Raw genomic sequence first — 21,553 nt, forward strand, 5'->3', positions numbered from 1 at the left:
TGCGGTATTATGTCCAGTAACAATGGGAATGTGATTAACGTTCCGCACCGTTGCTGGCGATCAGCTTTTGGTACCAGAAGAAGCTCTTCTTACGCTGGCGTGCCAGATCTTTGTTGTGGTCAACGTAGATAAAGCCGTACTGCTTCTGGAAGCCGTTGAGCCAGCTCAGCAGATCGATAAACGACCATGGGTAGTAGCCGCGTACGTCGGCGCCCTGTTTGATGGCGTCTTCAATGGCACCAATGTGCTGGCGCAGATAGTCGATACGATCGTCATCCACCACTTCACCATCAATAATCGGATCTTTGGCTCCCAGACCGTTCTCGGTGATGTAGATAGGGATATCGCCGTAACGCGCCTTGATATTCATGATCCCTTCGGTGAGGCCTTGGGGATAAATCTCCCAGTCCCAATCGGTATACACGCCATTCGGGTTGCGGACGAACTTGAACAGCCCCTTAAAGCCGAATTCGTTACCCTGCTGGTGGCCGCTGCCTTTCTCACCGGTGGTGTTGATGGTCAGATGTGACTCTTGATTATTGGCCGCGATGGTTTCACGTTTGTAATAGTTCAGGCCAATAAAGTCACAGATATTGTCGCGCAGCAGTTGCTCATCACCAGGTGCGAATTGTGGCACGCCCCACAGTGCCTGAGTCTGCGCCAGCAGTTCAGCCGGATATTCCCCTTTCAGTACCGGATCGTACAGCCAGTGGGTAAAGATCCCTTCGGCCAATTGATAGGCCGCCAGGTCTTCCGCTGACTGGCTGAGCGGGGTATGGGTTTGCAACACGTTGACGAAGCCGATTTGGCCGGCAATGCCGCTAGTGCGGAATGCAGCCACCGCTTTGGCGTGGGCCACAAAGACGTGGTGGCAGGCCTGGATAGCGCGCGCCGGGCTCTGTATGCCTGGTGGGTGGCCGCCGGTGATGTAACCGAAGCCGATAAAGCACACGGTCTCATTGAAGGTGGACCATAGTTTGACGCGATCGCCGTAACGCTGGTAACACAGGCGGGCATATTCTTCAAAAGCCTCCGCAGTGCTGCGTGCTTCCCAACCGCCTTCATCTTGCAATGCCTGCGGCAGATCCCAGTGGTACAAGGTGATCATTGGCTCAATGTTGTGTTCCAACAGGGCATCGATCAGATCGCTGTAGAATTTGACCCCGGCCTCATTGATGGTACCCCGGCCCTGTGGCAGCAGGCGCGGCCAGGAGATAGAGAAGCGGTAGCTCTGCATCCCCATTTCGGCCATCAGCGCCACGTCCTCACGGAAGCGGTGATAGTGATCGACGGCAACGTCGCCGTTTGTGCCTTGGTAAGTGGTACCTGGCAGGTGGGAGAAGGTATCCCAGATGGATGGGCCTTTGCCGTCGGCATCGTGTGCGCCTTCAACCTGATACGCCGCGCTAGCCGCGCCCCAGAGGAACTCTTTCGGGAAAGCAGACATAACTATTCTCTCTATACGTTAAATATTGAGTCTAGTTTAGGTCGAGTTGAAATGAGTTTGCAACCGGTTTCTGAAACCGGTTGCAGTTTTTGCGGGCGCGTTTAGCGACGGTTGATTTGGTAGTAGGTTTCATTCCAGCGGATTTCGTTCTTGAACGCTGGCAGGGTGGTGTCGTTATCGATCAGCAGGAATTCGATGTTGTGCATCTCGGCATACAGGCGCAGGTAGTCGGCGTTCAGTGACTGCGAGAACACCGTGTGGTGTGCGCCGCCCGCCAGGATCCAGGCTTCCGCCGCCGTAGCCAGGGAAGGCTGAGCACGCCAGATCGCCCGCGCCACCGGCAGTTTAGGTAACGGTTTAGGCTGCTCAATGGTATCCACCTGATTGACCAGCAGGCGGAAACGATCGCCCATATCGATCAGGCTGGCGTTCACCGCCGGGCCTGCCGGGGTAGAGAAGATCAGGCGGGCCGGATCGGCCTTGCCACCGATGCCCAGATATTGAATATCCAGCAGCGGCTTGTGTTCTTTGGCGATGGAAGGGCAGACCTCCAGCATGTGGGAACCCACCACCAGATCGTTGCCTGGCTGGAAGTTGTAGGTGTAATCCTCCATAAACGAGGTGCCGCCGTTTAAGCCGCTGCCCATCACTTTCATAATGCGCAGCAGGGCCGCAGTCTTCCAGTCGCCCTCACCGGCAAAGCCGTAGCCTTGCTGCATCAGGCGCTGTACCGCTAAACCTGGCAACTGCTTCATGCCGTGCAGCGTTTCAAAATTGGTGGTGAAGGCGTGGAACTTGCCCTGTTCGAGGAAACGTTTCATACCCAGTTCGATAGCCGCGGCATCGATCAGGTTCTGACGTTTGGCACCGTTAACCTTTGCTACGTCGCTCAGCTCATAGCTGGCTTCGTACTCTTCGACCAGGGTATCGATATCGCCCTTGCTCACTTCATCGATTACGCTGACCAAATCGCCGATGCCGTAAGCATCCACGGAGTAGCCAAACTGGATCTGCGCGGCCACTTTATCGCCATCGGTCACGGCGACCTGGCGCATGTTGTCACCAAAACGCGCCACTTTCAGCTGCTGGCTTTCCTGTTTGGCACAGGCAACACGCATCCATTGAGCGATACGTTCCTGGGCATTTTTGTCTTGCCAGTGGCCCGCGATCACGCTGTGCTGCTGGCGCATACGAGCACCGATAAACCCGAACTCACGGCCACCGTGGGCGGTCTGGTTCAGGTTCATAAAGTCCATATCCATGCTGTCCCAGGGAACCTCGGCATTAAATTGGGTATGGAACTGGAGCAGCGGCTTATCGAGGATCGACAGGCCGGCAATCCACATTTTGGCTGGTGAGAAGGTGTGCAGCCAGGTGATGATGCCAACACAGTCCTGGTGATAGTTGGCATCACGGCAGACGGTGGTGATTTCATCCGGCGTGGTGACTAGCGGTTTCAGCACCATCTTCACAGGTAAACCTGCGTCGCGGTTCAGGCTGTTCACGACCTGCTCGGCGTTTCCCATCACCTGTTGCAGGGTTTTGGGACCATAGAGATGCTGGCTACCGATCACGAACCACACTTCACGTTGCTTAAAGATGTTCATCAAAAACTCCTGGATCTAGAGGTTTTATTGAGCCGAGGGGTCGGCCCCGGCGTATTAATTTTTGGTGGTTGCGGCAAAGCGCGGCTCTGCGGCTTGGCACCACTGTTGATAGCGTTCATAAAGTTGTTGGTAGCGCGCGACGTTTGCCGGATCGGGCTGCAAAGTACGTTCAATACTGCAAGCCATATGCTGCTGAGCTTGCGGAACGTCGCTGAAGTGCCCGGCAGCCACTGCGGCGAAAATGGCCGCACCCAGTGCACAGCATTGGTCGGAGGCGACGATCTGTAGCGGACGATCCATCACATCGGCACAAACCTGCATAATCACCGGTGACTTGCGGGCAATCCCGCCCAAAGCCAACACGTTATCGACGGGAATGTCCTGCTGTTCGAAGCACTCCATGATGGCACGAGCGCCAAAAGCCGTTGCGGCGATAAAGCCACCAAACAGCGTGGGCGCATCGGTGCCGAGGTTGAGATCGGTGATCACTCCTTTCAGGCGCTGGTTGGCGTAGGGGGTGCGGCGGCCATTGAACCAGTCCAAAACCACGGGGAGATGGTCAAGCGACGGGTTTTTGGCCCAGGCGGCGGTCAGGGCGGCCAGCATGTCATGCTCGATTTGTTGCAGCTGTGTCTGGAGTTGCGGTTGCGTCTTGGCGGCTTCACGTAGTGGCCAGCTCAGCAGGCGGCTGAACCAGGCGTACATATCGCCAAAAGCGGATTGCCCGGCCTCCATCCCGATGGTTTGCGGCACCACGCTGCCGTCCACCTGGCCGCAGATGCCGCTGATGGCACGATCGCCCACGCGCTCACGATCGGCGATCAGAATGTCGCAGGTCGACGTGCCAATCACCTTCACCAGCGTATAAGGCTGCGCACCGGCTCCGACGGCCCCCATGTGACAGTCAAACGCACCACCTGACAGCACCACGCTTTCTGACAACCCAAGCCGTGTGGCCCACTCTTTGCTCAGAGTCCCTACCGGAAGATCGGCAGTGTAAGAACCGGTAAACAGCGGATAGGGCAGATCTTCCACCAGCAACGGATCCAAGGCCGCAAAGAAGGCTTTAGGTGGTAAACCATCCCAGTCCGGATGCCATAACGTTTTATGCCCAACGCTGCAACGGCCGCGCTTTAACCGATCCGGTGCGGTAGTGCCAGAAAGCAGCGCCGGCACCCAATCGCACAGTTCTACCCAAGAGGCGGCGGCGTGGCGTACCGCTTCATCCTGGCGTGAAACGTGCAAGATCTTGGCCCAGAACCACTCAGAGGAGTAAACGCCGCCGATATAGCGCGAATAATCGGGAAAATCGCCACGGCGGCACAGTTGGTTAATCTCCTCCGCCTCCTCGATGGCGGTGTGGTCTTTCCACAGCACAAACATGGCGTTGGGATTGCTGGCAAACTCCGGCCGCAACGCCAATACGTCGCCATGTTCATCAATCGGTGCGGGAGTGGATCCGGTGGAATCTACCCCAATCCCGACCACGGCCTGCCGCTGTTCCTGGCTCATGCGCTGCACCACGGCGACGACGGCCTGTTCCATGGCTTCGATATAGTCGAGTGGATGGTGGCGAAACTGGTTCTGCGCGGCGTTACAAAAGTCACCACGCTGCCAGCGAGGGTAGTAGACCACCTCGGTATCCAGTTCGTTACCATTTTGACAGTCGACAGCCAGTACCCGCACTGAATCACTGCCGAAGTCTAATCCCAGGGCAATAGCACCTGCCGTCATGATGCGGACTCCTTACTTGTTAGGTTGAGGTTAACGATAGGAGCGGGACGGGGAGGCAGGTGAGGAATCATTGGCTGGAAGTATGCACTTTTCTGCTTGCTACAGTGATTTTGTGATGGGGGTCAAAAGTTATCACTTGGTTAAATTTGCTAAATGTATGCACATATCTGCTGTTATCTCGGGATGTGATAGCGCTCTACATTTAACTAACAAATACCGGCTAAAACTGTTTGCGTCTTACCTGAGTCGACGGCAATAAGCGAGATATAAGGCCATTGTCGTGACAGGATCTCATAATGATAACGTTTTCACGGTGGCCCGGTTTTTCTGCCGATGAAAGCAAAACAGCGGAGAGTACCATGCATAAATTCACTAAGGCGTTGGCAGTGATTGGTCTGACGGCGGTTATGTCACATTCAGCTGTCGCAGAGACCATGAAACTGGGTTTTTTGGTTAAACAGCCAGAAGAGCCCTGGTTCCAGACCGAATGGAAATTTGCCGACAAGGCGGGTAAAGACCTGGGGTTTGAAGTGATCAAGATTGCCGTGCCGGACGGCGAGAAAACCCTCAATGCCATCGACAGCCTGGCAGCCAGCGGGGCCAAGGGGTTTGTCATCTGCACCCCAGATCCGAAACTCGGCTCGGCGATTGTCGCCAAGGCGCGCAGCTACGATCTGAAAGTGATCGCGGTTGACGACCAGTTTGTTAACGCCAAAGGCAAACCGATGGAGAGCGTGCCGCTAGTGATGATGGCGGCCACCAAGATAGGTGAACGCCAAGGCGCAGAGCTGTGGAAAGAGATGAACAAGCGTGGCTGGAAAGTGGCAGAGACGGGGGTAATGGCGATCACCTCCGATGAACTGGACACTGCACGCCGCCGTACCGGTGGCTCGATGGACGCATTGAAAACCGCTGGTTTCCCAGAGCAGCAGATCTACAAGGTACCGACCAAATCCAACGATATCCCTGGGGCGTTCGATGCCGCCAACTCGATGCTGGTGCAGCATCCGGAAGTGAAAAACTGGCTGATCGTCGGGATGAACGACAACACCGTGCTAGGCGGCGTGCGAGCCACCGAAGGCCAGGGCTTTAAAGCGCCTAACGTGATCGGCATTGGTATCAACGGCGTTGACGCGGTAAGCGAGCTTTCCAAGAAACAGGCTACCGGCTTCTACGGTTCACTGCTGCCAAGCCCGGATATTCATGGCTACAAGAGCATTCAGATGCTGCATGACTGGGTAGAGAAAGGCGTAGAACCAGAGAAATTCACCGAAGTGACTGACGTGGTGCTGATCACCCGCGACAACTTCCAGGTGGAACTGCAGAAAAAAGGTCTGATGTAAGGGGCGAGCCGCCTGCAACAAGCGGGCGGCCATTTATCGCATAGCATTGAGGAAAGCACTATGACTGCCGTCACGCCCTATCTGGCTTTCAAAGGCATCGGTAAAAGCTTCCCTGGCGTCAAAGCGCTGGATGATATCAGTTTCAGCTGTCAGGCCGGACAGATCCACGCGCTGATGGGGGAAAACGGCGCCGGGAAATCGACGTTGCTGAAAATTCTCAGCGGTAATTACGCCCCAAGCAAAGGGGAGATCCACCTCCAGGGGCAAGCGGTGCAGTTTGCCAATACCACCGACGCGTTAAACGCCGGGGTGGCGATTATCTACCAGGAACTGCACCTGGTGCCGGAAATGACCGTGGCAGAGAACATCTACCTTGGCCAGTTGCCGACCAAACACGGCCTGGTGGATCGCAAACTGCTGCGTTATGAATCCCGCTTACAGCTGGAACACCTCGGGTTGGACATCGATCCGGATACCCCGTTGAAGTATCTGTCGATTGGCCAGTGGCAGATGGTGGAGATTGCCAAGGCCCTGGCGCGTAACGCCAAAGTAATTGCGTTTGATGAGCCAACCAGTTCGCTGTCGGCACGTGAAATTGAGCAACTGTTCCGGGTGATCCGCGAGTTGCGGTCCGAAGGGCGAGTGATCCTGTATGTCTCGCATCGTATGGAGGAAATCTTTGCGCTGAGCGATGCCATTACCGTGTTTAAGGATGGCCGCTATGTACGCACCTTCGACGATATGCAGCAGGTGAACAATGAAGTGCTGGTGCAAGCGATGGTGGGGCGGGAGCTCGGTGATGTCTATGGCTATCAGCCACGCGAACTGGGAGAAATGCGGTTGCAGCTTACCGATTTGCAGGCCACCGGGGTGAAAACGCCTATCAGCCTTAACGTACGCGCTGGAGAAATTGTTGGCCTGTTTGGCTTGGTAGGCGCAGGGCGTAGCGAATTGATGAAAGGAATTTTTGGCGCTACGCGGGTAACTGCGGGCCAATTGATGCTGGATGGCAAGCGGCTCGATGTTCGTTCACCGATCGACGCTATCCGTGCGGGCGTGATGCTGTGCCCGGAAGATCGTAAGGCCGACGGCATCATTCCTGTGCACTCGGTACGCGACAATATCAACATTAGCGCGCGCCGCAAAAGCATCAAGGCGGGCTGCCTGATCGATAACGCCTGGGAAACCAGCAATGCCGATCACCATATCCGCGCGCTGAATATCAAAACCCCCAGCGCCGAACAGCTGATCATGAACCTCTCCGGTGGCAACCAACAGAAGGCGATCCTGGGCCGCTGGTTGTCGGAAGAGATGAAGGTGATCCTGCTGGATGAGCCGACACGCGGCATTGACGTTGGCGCAAAACACGAAATCTACCACGTGATTTATCAACTGGCGCAGCAGGGCATTGCGGTGCTGTTCGCCTCCAGCGATTTGCCCGAAGTGCTGGGGCTGGCAGATCGCATCATCGTGATGCGTGAAGGGGCAATCTCTGGCGAGTTGACCCATAGCGAGGCCACTGAGGAAAAAGCCCTCAGCCTGGCGATGTTACGTACCCCCGATATTGCAGCGGCGATGGCCTGATTGTGAAGGAGCAAGAGATGTCGAGCATGACAACCAATTCTGTGAAAAACCGCGGCGGCCTTGGGTTGGCGCGTATCTGGGACAGCTATGGCATGCTGGTGGTATTTGCCGTGCTGTTTGTTGCCTGCGTCGTGTTTGTGCCGAATTTTGGCAGCTTTATCAATATGAAGGGTCTGGGGCTGGCGATCTCCATGTCTGGTATGGTGGCGTGCGGCATGCTGTTTTGCCTGGCCTCGGGCGATTTTGACCTGTCGGTGGCGTCGGTTATCGCCTGTGCGGGTGTCACCGCGGCGGTGGTCATCAACATGACGGAGAGCTTGTGGATCGGCGTGGCTGCCGGTTTGCTGTTGGGCGTGCTCTCTGGGCTGATCAATGGTTTTGTGATCGCCCGGCTGAAGATTAACGCGCTGATCACCACCTTGGCCACCATGCAGATCTTCCGCGGCCTGGCCTATATCATTTCCGATGGGAAAGCGGTGGGGATCGAAGACGAGCGTTTCTTTGCGCTCGGCTATGCCAACTGGTGGGGGCTGCCTGCACCGATTTGGATCACCATTGGCTGCCTGATCCTGTTTGGTTTCCTGCTCAATAAAACCACCTTTGGCCGTAATACTCTGGCTATCGGTGGTAACGAGGAGGCGGCTCGGCTGGCTGGGGTGCCGGTGGTGCGTACCAAGATCATCATCTTTGTGCTTTCCGGGCTGGTATCTGCCGCTGCGGGCATCATTCTGGCTTCGCGTATGACCAGCGGCCAGCCGATGACCTCCATCGGCTATGAGCTGATCGTGATTTCCGCCTGCGTGCTGGGGGGCGTTTCGCTCAAAGGGGGCATTGGCAAAATTTCCTATGTTATCGCTGGGATCCTGATCCTGGGCACGGTGGAGAACGCCATGAACCTGCTGAATATCTCACCGTTCTCGCAGTATGTGGTGCGCGGTGTGATCCTGCTGGCCGCGGTGATTTTTGACCGCTACAAGCAACAAGCGAAGAGCAGGGCGTGAAGACCCATCACAATTTTGCGATTGCTATGAGCAGCATTTTGCCGAATGGGTAAACTTGCTATAGGTGCGATAGTGTTTTGTCGTTATTCAGCAATCTCTATTTCCCCCTCACCCCAACCCTCTCCCTCAGGGAGAGGGAGCTGCACGGAGCGCGTGGTTGACCCGTGCAACTTCGGAAAGTAGGGAGTAAGAGGAAAAATAGGTTTTACACAGAAAAATCAATGAACTCTCTCCCACAGGGAGTGGGAGCTGCATGGAGCGCGTGGTTGGCCCGTGCAACTTCGGAAAGTAGGGAGTAAGAGGAAAGATAGGTATTACACAGAAAAATCAATGAACTCTCTCCCGCAGGGCTGAGGAATCCCCAGAAAAATTGAGACGAGAAATAGGCTGTTTTTTTGCCCAAAAAAGGACTAAAAAATAGCCTAAAGCAGACGGGAAGAAGTGGTTCGTCATTCTCTCACTGCCAATTTACGAACAAAATGGAACCGATTGATCGTAAAACACTCGCTCTAATTCTCTGAAACTACTAAGAAAAAATTAGTGGGGATTCCTCAGCCCGCAGGGAGTGGGAGCTGCATGGAGCGCGTGGTTGGCCCGTGCAGCTTCGGAAAGTAGGGAGTAAGAGGAAAGATAGGTTTTACACAGAAAAATCAATGAACTCTCTCCCGCAGGGAGTGGGAGCTGCATGGAGCGCGTAGTTGGCCCGTGCAACTTCGGAAAGTAGGGAGTAAGAGGAAAGATAGGTTTTACACAGAAAAATCGATGAGCTCTCTCCCGTAGGGAGTGGGAGCTGCATGGAGCGCGTGGTTGGCCCGTGCAACTTCGGAAAGTAGGGAGTAAGAGGAAAGATAGGTTTTACACAGAAAAATCAATGAACTCGATCGGTCCCCTCTCCCTGTGGGAGAGGGTTAGGGTGAGGGGAACAGGCCACTCATCTTGCCAAGTTTTGGGATAAAGAAACGACACTTTTGGAGGCCAGATGTATCATCGCATGGTTCAGGAACCCCAACCGAACCCGTTGTTGCCGGGTTACACCTTTAACGCCTACCTGGTTGCCGGGTTGACGCCGATTATGGCGGACGGACCGCTGGATTTCTTTATCGACCGCCCCGGCGGCATGAAGGGTTACATCCTCAATCTGACCATTAAAGGCCAGGGCAAAGTGTTTGACGGTGAGGAGACGCTTTACTGTAACCCCGGCGATCTACTGCTGTTTCCGCCCAAGGCTGCACATAACTATGGCCGATCACCGGATAGTGACTGCTGGTATCACCGCTGGGTTTATTTCCGCCCGCGGGCCTATTGGGCCGACTGGCTGGAATGGCACAGCAAGGCGCATCAGGTAGGGCGTCTGACCTTGCCCAACAACCAGTTGCTGACCGAGTTTGACCGGCTGTTTGCCAACATTGAGCAGACCCAACGCTCCGGCCGCCGTTTTGCCGAAGAAATTGGCATGAACCTGCTGGAACGACTGTTGCTCCGCGCGATGGAGGAGGATCCCCTCAGCCCACAGAAGATTATGGACCCACGGGTGATTGAGGCCTGCCAGTTTATTACCGGCAATCTGGCAGGGGAGCTGCGTATCGATGAAGTGGCCCGCCACGTTTGTCTTTCGCCTTCGCGGCTGGCACATCTGTTCCGTGACCAGGTCGGGATAAATATCCTGCGCTGGCGTGAAGATCAGCGGGTGATCCGCGCCAAACTGTTGCTGCAAACCACTCAGGAGTCGATTGCCACTATTGGCCGGGTAGTTGGCTATGACGATCAGCTCTATTTTTCCCGGGTGTTTCGCAAGCGGGTTGGCGTCAGCCCCAGCGATTTTCGCCGCCGTAGCCTGGAGATCAACTACCCGGTGAACCATTCTCGGGATCGGCCACTGATTGCCGCATCCCGTTAATCGGCATGCGGATAGGACCGTTGTTGGGGGCGCCGCGTGCTGCGCCCGATTTACCACATACCATGCCCGCTTAGCCATATTGCCAGTTTGTTATCAATCTGCATTTAGCTCTTGTTCCAGCCCGCATCATGGTGTCAAATCGAATCAATCGCTACTTCATCTTTTTCTCGCGGCAACACTCAGGAGCGGGTTTCTCACTCCAACTTACACGGACGTAGCAATTCAACCGCCTGGAATTGATGCGTATATCGCCCTGTATGAGGAAACAAGATGTCTGAAACAATCCGCGTTGGCCTGGTGGGCTATGGTTACGCCAGCAAGACCTTTCATGCTCCGCTGATCGCGGGAACCCCTGGCATGGAGTTGGCCGCTGTTTCCAGCAGCGACGCCGGTAAAGTCCACGCCGACTGGCCGATGATGACGGTGGTCAGCGACCCGCAGGCGCTGTTTAACGATCCCTCGATTGACCTGATTGTCATTCCAACACCGAACGATACCCACTTCCCATTGGCACAACAGGCGATGGCGGCGGGCAAGCATGTGGTGGTGGATAAACCGTTTACCGTGACACTGTCACAGGCGCAGCAGCTACAACAGCAGGCAGAGCAGAGTGGACAACTGCTTTCGGTGTTTCACAATCGCCGCTGGGACAGCGATTTCCTGACCTTAAAAGCCTTGCTGAAAGACGGCGCTTTAGGAGAAGTGGTCTATTTTGAATCCCATTTCGATCGTTTCCGCCCGGAAGTCCGCCAGCGCTGGCGTGAGCAAGGTGGGGCTGGCAGCGGTATTTGGTACGATCTGGGGCCGCATCTGATCGACCAGGCGTTGCAGCTGTTTGGCAAGCCACAAACGCTGTTTGTCGATCTCGGCGAGCTACGTCCGGGTTCACAATCGGTAGATTACTTCCATGCGGTGCTTAATTACGGCCATCGGCGTGTGGTGCTGCATGGCACGGTGCTGGCCGCGGCAGAAACTGCTCGTTACATTGTGCACGGCACGCAGGGCAGCTTTATCAAATATGGTCTGGATCCGCAGGAAGACCGCCTGAAAGCCGGTGAGCGTTTGCCGCAGGCCGACTGGGGTTACGACATGCGCGACGGAGTGGTGACGTTGTCACGTGACGGCATGCTGGCGGAACAGCCGCTGTTGTCCATTCCGGGCAATTACCCGGCCTATTACGCCGCCATTCGCGACGCAATTTCCGGTGCCGGTACCAACCCGGTTCCGGCCAGCGAGGCGATACAGGTCATGGAAATGATCGAGCTGGGCATTGAGTCGGCCAAACAGCAAAAAGCGCTATCGGTCAGCTAATATCAATAATAACAGTAGGGTTCAGAGCGCTTCTGAACCCTTTTTTACGCATTAATAGCAAGGAATTTTGCAGGATGTCCTGGTTACAACGTCTACGTATCGACAAGTTTTTACTGGTACTGCTGATGGTGGTGCTGTTGGCCTCATTGTTGCCCTGTGAAGGGATTTGGCAGACCTTCTTCGAACATTTAACCACCGCCGCAATAGCCCTGTTGTTCTTCATGCATGGGGCGAAACTCTCCCGTGAGGCGATCGTTGCCGGAATGAGCCACTGGAAGCTGCACCTGGTGGTGTTTCTCAGTACCTTTGCGCTCTTCCCGCTGCTAGGGTTGTCGATGAACCTGCTGGTGCCGGGCTTAATGACGCCCACCGTTTATCTGGGGTTCCTCTATCTGTGTGCTCTGCCTGCCACGGTGCAATCGGCAATCGCTTTCACCTCCGCAGCTGGAGGGAACGTGGCGGCGGCGATCTGCAGCGCTTCGGCATCCAGCATTCTTGGGGTATTCCTGTCTCCGCTGCTGGTGGGGGCATTGATGCATACGCAAGGAGGCAATACTGATGTGTTGCATGCCATCGGCTCGATTATTCTGCAACTGATGGTGCCGTTTGTTATTGGCCATCTGGCACGTCCGCTGATTGGCAAATGGATCGATCGCCATCGCAAACTGATTAACCTCACCGATCGTTCCTCGATCTTGCTGGTGGTCTATACCGCGTTCAGCGCTGCGGTGGTTGAGGGGATTTGGCACACCATTGATGGCTGGTCGCTGCTGACGATCCTGGTGATGTCGCTGGTGCTATTGGCGGTGGTACTGATTATCAACACCTATGCCGCACGTTGGCTGGGCTTTGATACAGCCGATGAGATCACTATCGTATTTTGCGGTTCGAAAAAGAGCCTGGCCAACGGCATTCCGATGGCCAACGTGCTATTTCCAGCCGCTGCCGTTGGGGCAATGGTATTACCCTTGATGATTTTCCATCAGGTACAGTTGATGGTATGTGCGGTGCTGGCACAGCGCTATGCGCGTAAAACAGCCCAGCAGCGCGAAGTTGCCGTAACTAAATAAAAAACAGGGATGCAGCATGACCAAGGTAGTCGAAATTTTGCAATATCGTTTACAAGCGGGCAGTGGCGAGCGTTTTCACCACATCATGCAGCATGATAGCGTGCCGCTGCATCAGGCCGCAGGGATCACCGTGCTTGAGTACGGTGTTTCACTTCACGATCCCGATGCCTATTACCTGCTGCGGCGGTTTGATGGCATGGTGGAAATGGAACAGGTATTGCAGGCCTTTTACCGCAGCCAAGCCTGGTTGGAGGGGCCACGTACCGAGATTGTGACCCTGATTGAAGAGAGTCACCGGGTGGTGCTGCCATGTCAGCCCTGATCTGCCGTGGGTTGTGGGCTAAATGGAATTGTCCGGTCGGGGATTTAGCACTGGTGGATATCGGGAACGGTGCCGTCTCCAACGGGCAAACGTATTTCAGGCTTTGGATAAATCTCTTATTTTCTCAGCATGAGCTTTGCGGTATCTGCAAAGCCATTATCTGATTTAATGGTATTCCACTATTGTCACCAGTAAATAAAATGAAGGCTGGATGTTTACTATTTTAGACTCATTTTAATTCTACTGAAGCAGTTAATGATAATGGTGAATTTACTATGATAGATACAAGGGTTTACTTTTCGTTAGCCTGTTTGTGTGCGCTGTCTGTGGCAAATATTTATTATAACCAACCGTTACTGGAGTTGTTTTCCAGGGAATTCAGCGCTAATACCAAGACCGTAGGCTCAATTGCGATGGTTGTTCAGTTATCCTATGCTGCAGGATTGGTCTTTTTTGTCCCCTTGGGCGATCGCGTTGTGCGGCGAAAGTTGCTGAGCTTTTTGCTGGGGATTAATGCTGTTGCTTCACTGTTCGCCGCTATGGCTCAAGATATTGCACAACTGCTGATGAGCAGTATCGCTATTGGTATGACCGCAGTGGGTGCACAAATAATTATTCCAATGGCGACTTTGTTGGCCCCCCCGGAACAACGGGGGCGGGCTGTAGGAATAGTGATGAGTGGACTGATGGCCGGAGTCCTATTTGCTCGCATCCTTTCCGGCGTGATTGGTGAGCACTGGGGATGGCGTGCCATGTATATCGTGGCAGCAGCCATCAATGTGATAATGATAGTGATAATCTATCGTCTACTGCCTCATAACAGCCCATCAAAAAATCCGATGCCTTACCGGCAGCTAATCGTATCGCTTTTAACCTATTTCCGGCAAGAGAGTGAGTTACGCAAAGCCTGTCTGTCTGGAGCCTTAATGTTTGGATCTTTCAGTGCATTATGGGGGGCTCTGGCTTTGCTTCTGTCTCGTCCTCCTTATCATTTCGGCAGTGATATTGTTGGTGCTTTCGGTTTCGCAGGAATTGCAGGGATCCTGATGACACCGATTATCGGTAATTTAGCGGACAGGTATACACCACAGGCGATTGTTTTTTTAGGCAGCCTCTGCACTATAGTCGGTTTTTTACTCCTGGTAATGTCAGGACACTATTTGACCGCCCTCATCATCAGCGTCATTTTTCTAGATGTAGGGGGACGGGCAGGCTTAGTTGGCAATCAATTACGTGCTTTGGCACTGTCGGAAACCGCTCGCAGTCGGCTCAATACTGTCTTTATGTTTTGCTATTTTCTAGGCGGAGCCTTTGGCACATACATAGGTGCAGAGCTAAGCCTGCGATTTGGATGGTTTGGCATTGCGTTGCTTGGCGTTATCACTTCCCTGATCGTCATGTTCTTCAACTTCACAGGGATGCTGTCTTTGTTCCGGCGGCCATCTCCCCCTTCGTGGTAATATGAGGATTATGTCTAAGGTTTCCCCAATTCGTTGGCAAGGTGTTTACATAGCGTCTGAAGAAACACCGTCAGCCTAGGGGAGACTTTTGGCTCGGCACGTAATAGGTGGATTTCCTGAGTCTGCCGTTGAGGATCATCAAAGACTTTCACGAGTCGCCCTGCGTTAATATCATTACCGACTACCCAGTTAGGAAGGAATGCAATACCTAATCCATGGACAGCCGAAATGCGCAGTGCGTCAAAATCATTGCAGCGTAAATAGATATGGTGCTTCCTCTCGGGATCCTGATAGATCACCCTCCGCCAACATATCGAATAGGGATCCTGAAATTTATCTAGTAGATGATCCCCTTCAAGTTCATCAAGTCCGCTTGGATGACCATGGTTCTGCAGATAAAACGGGCTTGCACATGCTATCCAATACTGGTCCGCAATATGAGTGGCATACAGTACGCTGTCCTTTAGGGGACCAATTCTGATGACGGCATCAAGCCGTTCGATCGATGGATTAGTCAACCGTTCAGTCAAATCCAACGCAAGATCAATATCAGGGAAGTTTTTCTTGAACTCAGATAGCCATGGGAATATATGAAGTTTGGCGAAGGTGGGCAAACAACTAACACGTAAAGTTCCTTTAAGCCCTGTATTCATTGAGCCGATTTCACTATACATATCACAGAGAGCATCAAGGATTTTTATTGATCGAAGATATAAGGCCTCTCCAGCATCGGTAAGCATTAGACCACGGGGCGAACGGATAAATAATTTTATCCTCATCACATCTTCAAGCCTGTTTATTTTGCGCATGATCGAGGATGGGTTCACCCCGTGCCTGCGTGCAACAGAAGAAAATGAACCATTTCTGGCAATATCAATAAATAGAGATAAGTTTTCCGTATATCTGTACAAGTCCATATGCACACCATTTATAACTTTCGTTTCTGACGTTTATGCTGTTGAGGACAAATGATGAGTTCAAAGATAAACCATAACACATTTTATTCTGGGGCTATAGTCTGATACTTATAGAGCGAACACTCATGATTACTGAGTTTTGCGTTTTGAGATGAGAATATCCAGAACCGCCAGGGCAAGGTCTTGAGAGCAGACTCAACGGGCAAGGCCGCTGAGTCTGCAACAGGGGATTAGCCAAGCACTTTAGCGCGTAGCGCCTGTTTTTCCTGCTCGCTGAGGAACGCCATTTTCAGGCCGTTTTCCTGCGCGGTGCGGATTTCCTGCGGGGTTAATCCGGCTTGTGGAGCTGCCACGCGGTATTCATGCTCAATCTCGATGCCTTGCACGGCCGGATCGTCGGTATTGATTGAGGCCAGCACGCCGTGGCGTAGGAAGGTGGCCAGCGGGTGCTGTGCCAGTGAAGACACGGTGCTGGTTTGTATATTCGAGGTCAGGCACGATTCAACCCCGATGGCATGCTGCGCCAGGTAATCCATCAGTGCCGGATCTTCCACTGCTTTAACCCCATGGCCGATGCGCTCTGCACCCAACTCACGGATCGCCTGCCAGATGCTTTCTGGGCCAGCCGCTTCACCGGCATGAACGGTAATGCGCAGGCCTGCGTCACGAGCACGGTTGAAATGGTTGAGGAACAGGCTGCCAGGGAAGCCCAGCTCATCACCGGCCAGATCCAACGCGGTAATGCCGTCGCGGTGGGCCAGCAAAGCGTCTAGCTCTTGCAGGCAGGCGGCTTCGCCGAAGGTGCGGCTCATGATACCAATCAGGCGCACGTCAATATCGCGGTCGCGGCAACCAGAGCGAATGCCGTCAATCACCGCTTCCACCACGCCAGCCACCGGTAGCTGGTGCTTCATCGCCATGTAGTAAGGGGAGAAACGCAGCTCGGCGTAGTGCAACCCCGCGTTTGCCGCATCTTCCACGTTTTCATAGGCCACGCGACGGCAGGCGTCCAGATCGCCCAGTACCGCCACCCCCCAGTCCAGCTTTTGCAAAAAGCTCATCAGATCGGGTTCGGTATGGGTGATTTGCACATGGGGAAGCAGGGCAGCCAGCTCGTTGGCTGGCAGGGCTAGATTGAACTGGCGCCCCAGCTCAAGAATGGTTTGCGCACGGATGTTACCGTCCAAATGACGGTGAATATCGGTAAGGGGCAAGCGGGAGTCAATCATGGCGGCACTCATTATTTTTGTATAGGTAAAGTGCAGATCAGTATAAAAACAAACGAATGAAAATAGCCATATCGTTGCATGAAAAAGTGACTCAAGTCACATTAAACTGCGATGCCGATCGCAGTTTAGGGTAAAGCTAAGTCACCTTGGGCTATGTGTGTTTAGCCTCAGGCTTTGATTACGGTCACGCCAGCCTGCTGCAGCGGCTCGATTAAGGCATCAGCGGTATCACCTTCCACCACGATCGTCTGCGCCAAGGTGAGTTCACCAATGGCATACTGTGAGGCGGCATTTAACTTGGCGGCAGAGGCCAGCACCACGGTTTCAGCCGCTCGGGCGGCTAACGCCCGCTTGATATAGGCTTCTTCAAGATCGCCGGTGCTCAGCCCTGCAACGGGATGTACCCCAGTGACCCCCATAAAATAGATATCGGCACGAATATGTGACATGGCCTCTACCGCCGCGGCGCCTACGCAGACGATAGAGTGTTTATAGAGCCGTCCGCCGATCATGATCACCTCAATATTGGGGTGTTCGACCAAACCCACTGCGACGCTTGGGCTGTGGGTCACAATGGTGGCCTGCAAATTACGCGGTAGCTGCTTTACCAGTTCAGCAGAGGTGGTACCGCCGTCCAGTATCACCACTTGCCCAGGCATAATCATGGCGGCTGCTGCTTTGGCGATGGCGGTTTTGGCGGCAGATTCCAGCGTATTCCTTTCGGCAAAGGTGGCAATGGCGGATGAAACCGGCAGGGCGCCCCCATGCACCCGCTGTAGCAACCCCTCGCTGTCTAATTCGCGCAGATCTCGCCGTAAGGTATCTTCGGAAAGCCCAAAAAACTCACTCAGCTGTTTGGCGACAACCTGCCCATCCTGGGCCAGTTTTTCAAGAATGATCTTTTTACGTTGGCTGGTCAGCATGTGGGATCCCCATCTCTTTTTATGCATGAATTATCTTGATAATACACGAAACTGCACGATAATATCAACGCTCTTTCCGGCCACAACGAGGTTGAGCAGATGGTTTCCACCCAAGACAGAGTGCGTATTATTGAAAGTAAAGTGTTGTCCGACGATTGGTACGTGCTGAAAAAAACCACCTTTGACTTTTTGCGGCGTAATGGGCAATGGCAGCGGCAGAGCCGTGAAACTTACGACCGTGGTGATGGAGCCACCATTTTGCTGTTCAATCGCCAGCATCAGACCGTGGTGCTGACGCGCCAGTTCCGCTTTCCGGTGTTCGTTAATGGTCACGATGGCATGCTGATAGAGGCCGCCGCAGGCCTGCTGGATAATGCTTCCCCCGAAGATCGCATTCGGGCCGAGGCAGAAGAGGAAACCGGCTATTTCGTGCAAAACGTGCAGAAGGTGTTTGCCGCCTATATGAGTCCGGGTTCGGTAACCGAAAAACTGCACTTCTTTATCGGAGAATACGATGCACGGAGCAAAGTGGCTGCCGGAGGGGGTATCGAAGAAGAGGGTGAGGATCTGGAGGTATTGGAGATGTCGCTTTCAGAAGCGTTAAATTCGATTAATCAGGGTGTGATTGTCGACGCTAAAACCATCATGCTGCTGCAATACGTAGCGTTGAACGGCACCTTGGAGAAGTGAAGTCAGTCCATAAACCAGGGGCACTCCGCCCCTGGCGATATAACCTATTTTGCGTCCAGGACAAATTGTAACGCGGCGATCAGCTTATCCATCCCAGCTTCAACCTTGCTGCGTGGGCAGCCGACGTTCAAGCGCAGGAAACCACGGCCCTCTTCGCCATAGGTAAAGCCGGGCATGATGGCGACTTTCTCACGTTCGATCAGCACCTGCTGCAATTCGCGGTCGTCAATGCCCAACGGGCGTATATCGATCCACGCCAGATAGGTTGCCTGCGGTGGCTGCCAGTTTAGCTGTGGCAATGCCTGGTTGAGCCGTTCGGCCACGTAGGTCAGGTTATCTTGCAGATAGTCGCGCAGCGCGTCTAGCCAAGGCTCGCCGTGGCGATAGGCGGCAATATGGGCTGCCACCGCCAGCACCGCAGGTGAGGATAATCCATCGCGGCTTTTTAGTGCCTGAACGTAGCTATCCCGCGCGCTATCATCGCTGATAAAGCCATAGGCTCCAGTGAGCGCCGGAATGTTGAAGGTTTTAGAGCCGGAGGTCAGCAACGCCCACGGGGTGGTGGCCACCTGGCTCCATGGCGTATGACGATGTTCCCCCCAAACCATATCCATATGGATCTCATCGCTGATCACCTTCACGTCATGGCGTTCGCACAGCTCTGCCATCTGCTCCAGCTCTTGCTGTGTCCACACCTTGCCGGTGGGGTTTTGCGGGCTGCACAACAGCAGGATCTTAGTTTGTGGCCGGGCCAGCAGGGCTTCCAGATGAGCCATGTCGCATTGCCAATCATTATCCACTTTGTGTAGCGGGCAAGGTAACACCTGGCGCTGATTACCCAGGATCACCTTATAGAACGCATCGTAGGCTGGCGTATGGGTGACCACATATTCCCCCGGAGCCGACCAGATACGCACCAGTTGTGCCACCATGTAAATTACCGAAGGGCCATAGACCGCCTTGGTCGTATCGATAGGGGCATTGAAGCGTTGTTGATACCAATGCCGCACCGCGCCAAGAAAGTCTTCATGCTGCCAGCGGCTGTATCCCAATACGCCGTGTTGCAGGCGCTTTTGCAGGGCTTCAAGAATGCAGGGGGCGGTGGCGAAATCCATATCGGAGATGGTGAAAGGCAGCAGATCTGCGGTACCAAACCGGTCGGCGATGTAGTCCCACTGGGTGCACCAGGTACCGTGACGATCTACCGGGGTAGAAAAATCAAACATGTGAAACTCCGAACAAGGGCGCAGCAGGCTGCGCCCGGAGGGAAGGTTATGCGTTGGCCATCAGTGATTCTAACTCATCTTTCACCGATTGCACCTGTGGGCCAATAACCACTTGCAGGTTATGGTCATTAAGGTGCACCACGCCGATAGCCCGGTTGGCTTTCAGCACTGCATCATCCACCTTGCTCATGTCGTTAACCGACATACGCAGGCGGGTAATGCAGTTATCCAGCGAAACGATATTCTCTTTACCGCCCAACGCCGCCAGGATAGCAGGCACGTTATAGCCGGATTTACCCACGGCACCGACAGGGGCGCTCTGTGTAGCGGTGGTTTCCGTCTCACGGCCCGGCGTTTTAATGTTCCAGCGCTGGATGGCGAAGCGGAAGATCGCATAGTAGGCAACGAACCAGATGGCGGCCACCAACGGCACCAGATACCACTTGGTGGCGGTGCCGTGCAGGATGCCAAACACCACGAAGTCGATAATGTTGCCGTCGGTGTTACCGATAGTGACGCCCAGCAAGGCCATCACAGTGAAGCCCAGACCGGTCAGGATCGCGTGGATCAGGTACAGGAACGGAGCCACAAACAGGAACAGGAATTCGATCGGCTCGGTGGTACCGCCGACGACACATGCCACTACACCGGAAATCAGCAGCCCTTTGATCTTGTGGCGGTTCTCCGGCTTGGCACAGTGGTACATGGCTAACGCCGCACCCGGCAGGCCACCTAGGAAGGCAGGCATTTTACCCTGGGACAGGAAGCGGGTAGCGCTTTCGGCAAAGCCGTGAGTGGTTGGGCAAGAGAGCTGCGCCTGGAAGATGGTCAATGCACCGCTGACTTCACGGCCACAAACGTCCAGCGTACCGCCCGCTTCGGTAAAGCGGATCAGAGCGACCAGAATGTGGTGCAGCCCGAATGGCAGCAGCAGACGTTCGCCGGAGCCGAAAATCATCGGTCCAAACATGCCTGCACCGTTAATCATACGGCCCAACCCGTTAATACCGGCAGCGAACCAAGGCCAGATCAGCGGGATAATCAGACCGCACAGGCCCAGTACCACGGTGGTGACGATTGGGACAAAACGAGTACCGCCGAAGAACGCCAGCGCATCCGGCAGGCGGATGGTGTTGAAACGCTCGTGCAGCAGATAAACGATGATCCCGACGATCACCGCGCCGAGGATACCGGTATCGATAGACTGAATGCCCAGGATGTTCTGGATGTTATTGGCTTTCAGCACCAGCGGATCGACGGTAGGCAGCACGCCTGACGTGGTCAGGTAGAAGTTGGTCGCCAGGTTCAGCACGGCAAAGCCGACAAACCCAGAGAAGGCGGCCACGCCTTTGTTCTCACGCGCCATGCCCAAAGGAATGGCAATGGCGAACATCACCGGTAGGAAGCTGAAAGCAAAGGAGCCGATCTTGCTCATCCAGGTGAACAGCATCTGGAAAGCCGGATGACCAATGAAAGGCAGCAACGTGATCACGTCACGGCTGCTTAGTGAGCTACCGATCCCCAGCATGATGCCGCAGAATGAAAGCAGTGCGACGGGCAGCATAAATGTCTTGCCCAGACTTTGGAAAAACTCCCAAAGCGTAATTTTTTGTTTTTTAGACGCTGGCATAACCGACGACTCCTGGCGAAAAAGCATGCAATGTTGTGTGTACCCGATTAGGTAAAAATAAGATAAAACGTTTTACCTAGTAAAAATGCGTCCCTAATCACAATTATGAACGGTGCTTTGCGGTGACAATGCTTATGTGGGTAAATCGTTTTACTGCATTGA

17 protein-coding genes are annotated in these 21,553 nt (G+C 54.1%); 9 read left to right on the forward strand and 8 right to left on the reverse strand.

All coding sequences use genetic code 11. The annotated features are described in order from the left end of the window. Positions 1-34 precede the first annotated feature (34 nt). The 3 genes from IMQ33_RS04660 to IMQ33_RS04670 form a co-directional block, all read right to left on the reverse strand. Positions 35-1,447: a glycoside hydrolase family 1 protein gene (locus IMQ33_RS04660; protein ID WP_196062537.1), complete on the reverse strand. Its 1,413-nt coding sequence runs from the start codon at positions 1,445-1,447 to the stop codon at positions 35-37. 101 nt (positions 1,448-1,548) lie between these two features. Beyond that, on the reverse strand, positions 1,549-3,054 hold the full coding sequence (gene araA, locus IMQ33_RS04665) for an L-arabinose isomerase (protein WP_196062538.1): 1,506 nt from the start codon (positions 3,052-3,054) through the stop codon (positions 1,549-1,551). A gap of 54 nt (positions 3,055-3,108) precedes the next feature. Next, a complete protein-coding gene (locus tag IMQ33_RS04670; RefSeq protein WP_174332901.1) occupies positions 3,109-4,788 on the reverse strand; it encodes a ribulokinase in 1,680 nt (559 codons plus the stop codon). A gap of 359 nt (positions 4,789-5,147) precedes the next feature. On the opposite strand from IMQ33_RS04670, the gene IMQ33_RS04675 reads away from it, so the two are divergent. The 8 genes from IMQ33_RS04675 (at position 5,148) to IMQ33_RS04710 (ending at position 14,776) form a co-directional block, all read left to right on the forward strand. Beyond that, complete coding sequence (locus IMQ33_RS04675) at positions 5,148-6,131, forward strand: arabinose ABC transporter substrate-binding protein (RefSeq protein ID WP_024486690.1); 984 nt, start codon at positions 5,148-5,150, stop codon at positions 6,129-6,131. A 60-nt stretch (positions 6,132-6,191) separates the two neighbouring features. Next, a complete protein-coding gene (araG, locus tag IMQ33_RS04680; RefSeq protein WP_196062539.1) occupies positions 6,192-7,715 on the forward strand; it encodes an L-arabinose ABC transporter ATP-binding protein AraG in 1,524 nt (507 codons plus the stop codon). A 17-nt stretch (positions 7,716-7,732) separates the two neighbouring features. Beyond that, positions 7,733-8,716, forward strand: a complete 984-nt coding sequence (gene araH / locus IMQ33_RS04685) for an L-arabinose ABC transporter permease AraH (protein WP_024486688.1) — start codon at positions 7,733-7,735, stop codon at positions 8,714-8,716. Between the two features lie 979 nt (positions 8,717-9,695). Then, positions 9,696-10,613: an arabinose operon transcriptional regulator AraC gene (gene araC / locus IMQ33_RS04690; RefSeq protein WP_161712543.1), complete on the forward strand. Its 918-nt coding sequence runs from the start codon at positions 9,696-9,698 to the stop codon at positions 10,611-10,613. 270 nt (positions 10,614-10,883) lie between these two features. Next, on the forward strand, positions 10,884-11,924 hold the full coding sequence (locus tag IMQ33_RS04695) for an oxidoreductase (RefSeq protein WP_196062540.1): 1,041 nt from the start codon (positions 10,884-10,886) through the stop codon (positions 11,922-11,924). Positions 11,925-11,998: 74 nt separating this feature from the next. Continuing rightward, complete coding sequence (locus tag IMQ33_RS04700; protein WP_059200737.1) at positions 11,999-12,994, forward strand: bile acid:sodium symporter family protein; 996 nt, start codon at positions 11,999-12,001, stop codon at positions 12,992-12,994. 16 nt (positions 12,995-13,010) lie between these two features. Beyond that, entirely contained in the window at positions 13,011-13,316 is a 306-nt protein-coding gene (locus IMQ33_RS04705) for an NIPSNAP family protein (protein WP_173409351.1), read from the forward strand. A gap of 275 nt (positions 13,317-13,591) precedes the next feature. Further along, entirely contained in the window at positions 13,592-14,776 is a 1,185-nt protein-coding gene (locus IMQ33_RS04710; RefSeq protein WP_196062541.1) for an MFS transporter, read from the forward strand. Between the two features lie 14 nt (positions 14,777-14,790). Here the strand turns inward: IMQ33_RS04710 and IMQ33_RS04715 are convergent, their stop codons facing one another. The 3 genes from IMQ33_RS04715 to IMQ33_RS04725 all read right to left on the reverse strand — a co-directional run bounded on the left by IMQ33_RS04715 (position 14,791) and on the right by IMQ33_RS04725 (position 17,845). Continuing rightward, the gene (locus IMQ33_RS04715; protein ID WP_196062542.1) at positions 14,791-15,693 is read right to left on the reverse strand and encodes a LysR family transcriptional regulator; all 903 of its coding nucleotides are present in this window, start codon (positions 15,691-15,693) and stop codon (positions 14,791-14,793) included. Positions 15,694-15,923: 230 nt separating this feature from the next. Further along, a complete protein-coding gene (gene add, locus IMQ33_RS04720; RefSeq protein WP_065686144.1) occupies positions 15,924-16,922 on the reverse strand; it encodes an adenosine deaminase in 999 nt (332 codons plus the stop codon). Between the two features lie 167 nt (positions 16,923-17,089). After that, positions 17,090-17,845: a DeoR/GlpR family DNA-binding transcription regulator gene (locus tag IMQ33_RS04725; RefSeq protein ID WP_065686145.1), complete on the reverse strand. Its 756-nt coding sequence runs from the start codon at positions 17,843-17,845 to the stop codon at positions 17,090-17,092. A 99-nt stretch (positions 17,846-17,944) separates the two neighbouring features. On the opposite strand from IMQ33_RS04725, the gene IMQ33_RS04730 reads away from it, so the two are divergent. After that, the gene (locus IMQ33_RS04730) at positions 17,945-18,535 is read left to right on the forward strand and encodes an NUDIX domain-containing protein (RefSeq protein WP_098931211.1); all 591 of its coding nucleotides are present in this window, start codon (positions 17,945-17,947) and stop codon (positions 18,533-18,535) included. A gap of 44 nt (positions 18,536-18,579) precedes the next feature. Here IMQ33_RS04730 and IMQ33_RS04735 read toward each other — a convergent pair whose 3' ends face one another. Both IMQ33_RS04735 and malX read right to left on the reverse strand, forming a co-directional pair. Then, positions 18,580-19,761, reverse strand: a complete 1,182-nt coding sequence (locus tag IMQ33_RS04735; RefSeq protein WP_186579652.1) for a MalY/PatB family protein — start codon at positions 19,759-19,761, stop codon at positions 18,580-18,582. 46 nt (positions 19,762-19,807) lie between these two features. Continuing rightward, positions 19,808-21,391 (reverse strand): maltose/glucose-specific PTS transporter subunit IIBC, encoded by a 1,584-nt coding sequence (gene malX, locus IMQ33_RS04740; RefSeq protein WP_196062543.1) that lies wholly within the window; start codon positions 21,389-21,391, stop codon positions 19,808-19,810. Positions 21,392-21,553: the final 162 nt, after the last annotated feature.

This window comes from Serratia sp. Res13-Sevr-LER1-36-b (assembly GCF_015673035.1).
GTDB classification, from domain to species: Bacteria; Pseudomonadota; Gammaproteobacteria; order Enterobacterales; family Enterobacteriaceae; genus Chania; species Chania fonticola_C.

Coding starts and splice junctions, on each gene's coding strand:
- IMQ33_RS04660 (WP_196062537.1), bottom strand. CDS start 1,447: ATGTCTGCTTTCCCGAAAGAGTTCCTCTGGGGCGCGGCTAGCGCGGCG.
- araA (WP_196062538.1), bottom strand. CDS start 3,054: ATGAACATCTTTAAGCAACGTGAAGTGTGGTTCGTGATCGGTAGCCAG.
- IMQ33_RS04670 (WP_174332901.1), bottom strand. CDS start 4,788: ATGACGGCAGGTGCTATTGCCCTGGGATTAGACTTCGGCAGTGATTCA.
- IMQ33_RS04675 (WP_024486690.1), top strand. CDS start 5,148: ATGCATAAATTCACTAAGGCGTTGGCAGTGATTGGTCTGACGGCGGTT.
- araG (WP_196062539.1), top strand. CDS start 6,192: ATGACTGCCGTCACGCCCTATCTGGCTTTCAAAGGCATCGGTAAAAGC.
- araH (WP_024486688.1), top strand. CDS start 7,733: ATGTCGAGCATGACAACCAATTCTGTGAAAAACCGCGGCGGCCTTGGG.
- araC (WP_161712543.1), top strand. CDS start 9,696: ATGTATCATCGCATGGTTCAGGAACCCCAACCGAACCCGTTGTTGCCG.
- IMQ33_RS04695 (WP_196062540.1), top strand. CDS start 10,884: ATGTCTGAAACAATCCGCGTTGGCCTGGTGGGCTATGGTTACGCCAGC.
- IMQ33_RS04700 (WP_059200737.1), top strand. CDS start 11,999: ATGTCCTGGTTACAACGTCTACGTATCGACAAGTTTTTACTGGTACTG.
- IMQ33_RS04705 (WP_173409351.1), top strand. CDS start 13,011: ATGACCAAGGTAGTCGAAATTTTGCAATATCGTTTACAAGCGGGCAGT.
- IMQ33_RS04710 (WP_196062541.1), top strand. CDS start 13,592: ATGATAGATACAAGGGTTTACTTTTCGTTAGCCTGTTTGTGTGCGCTG.
- IMQ33_RS04715 (WP_196062542.1), bottom strand. CDS start 15,693: ATGGACTTGTACAGATATACGGAAAACTTATCTCTATTTATTGATATT.
- add (WP_065686144.1), bottom strand. CDS start 16,922: ATGATTGACTCCCGCTTGCCCCTTACCGATATTCACCGTCATTTGGAC.
- IMQ33_RS04725 (WP_065686145.1), bottom strand. CDS start 17,845: ATGCTGACCAGCCAACGTAAAAAGATCATTCTTGAAAAACTGGCCCAG.
- IMQ33_RS04730 (WP_098931211.1), top strand. CDS start 17,945: ATGGTTTCCACCCAAGACAGAGTGCGTATTATTGAAAGTAAAGTGTTG.
- IMQ33_RS04735 (WP_186579652.1), bottom strand. CDS start 19,761: ATGTTTGATTTTTCTACCCCGGTAGATCGTCACGGTACCTGGTGCACC.
- malX (WP_196062543.1), bottom strand. CDS start 21,391: ATGCCAGCGTCTAAAAAACAAAAAATTACGCTTTGGGAGTTTTTCCAA.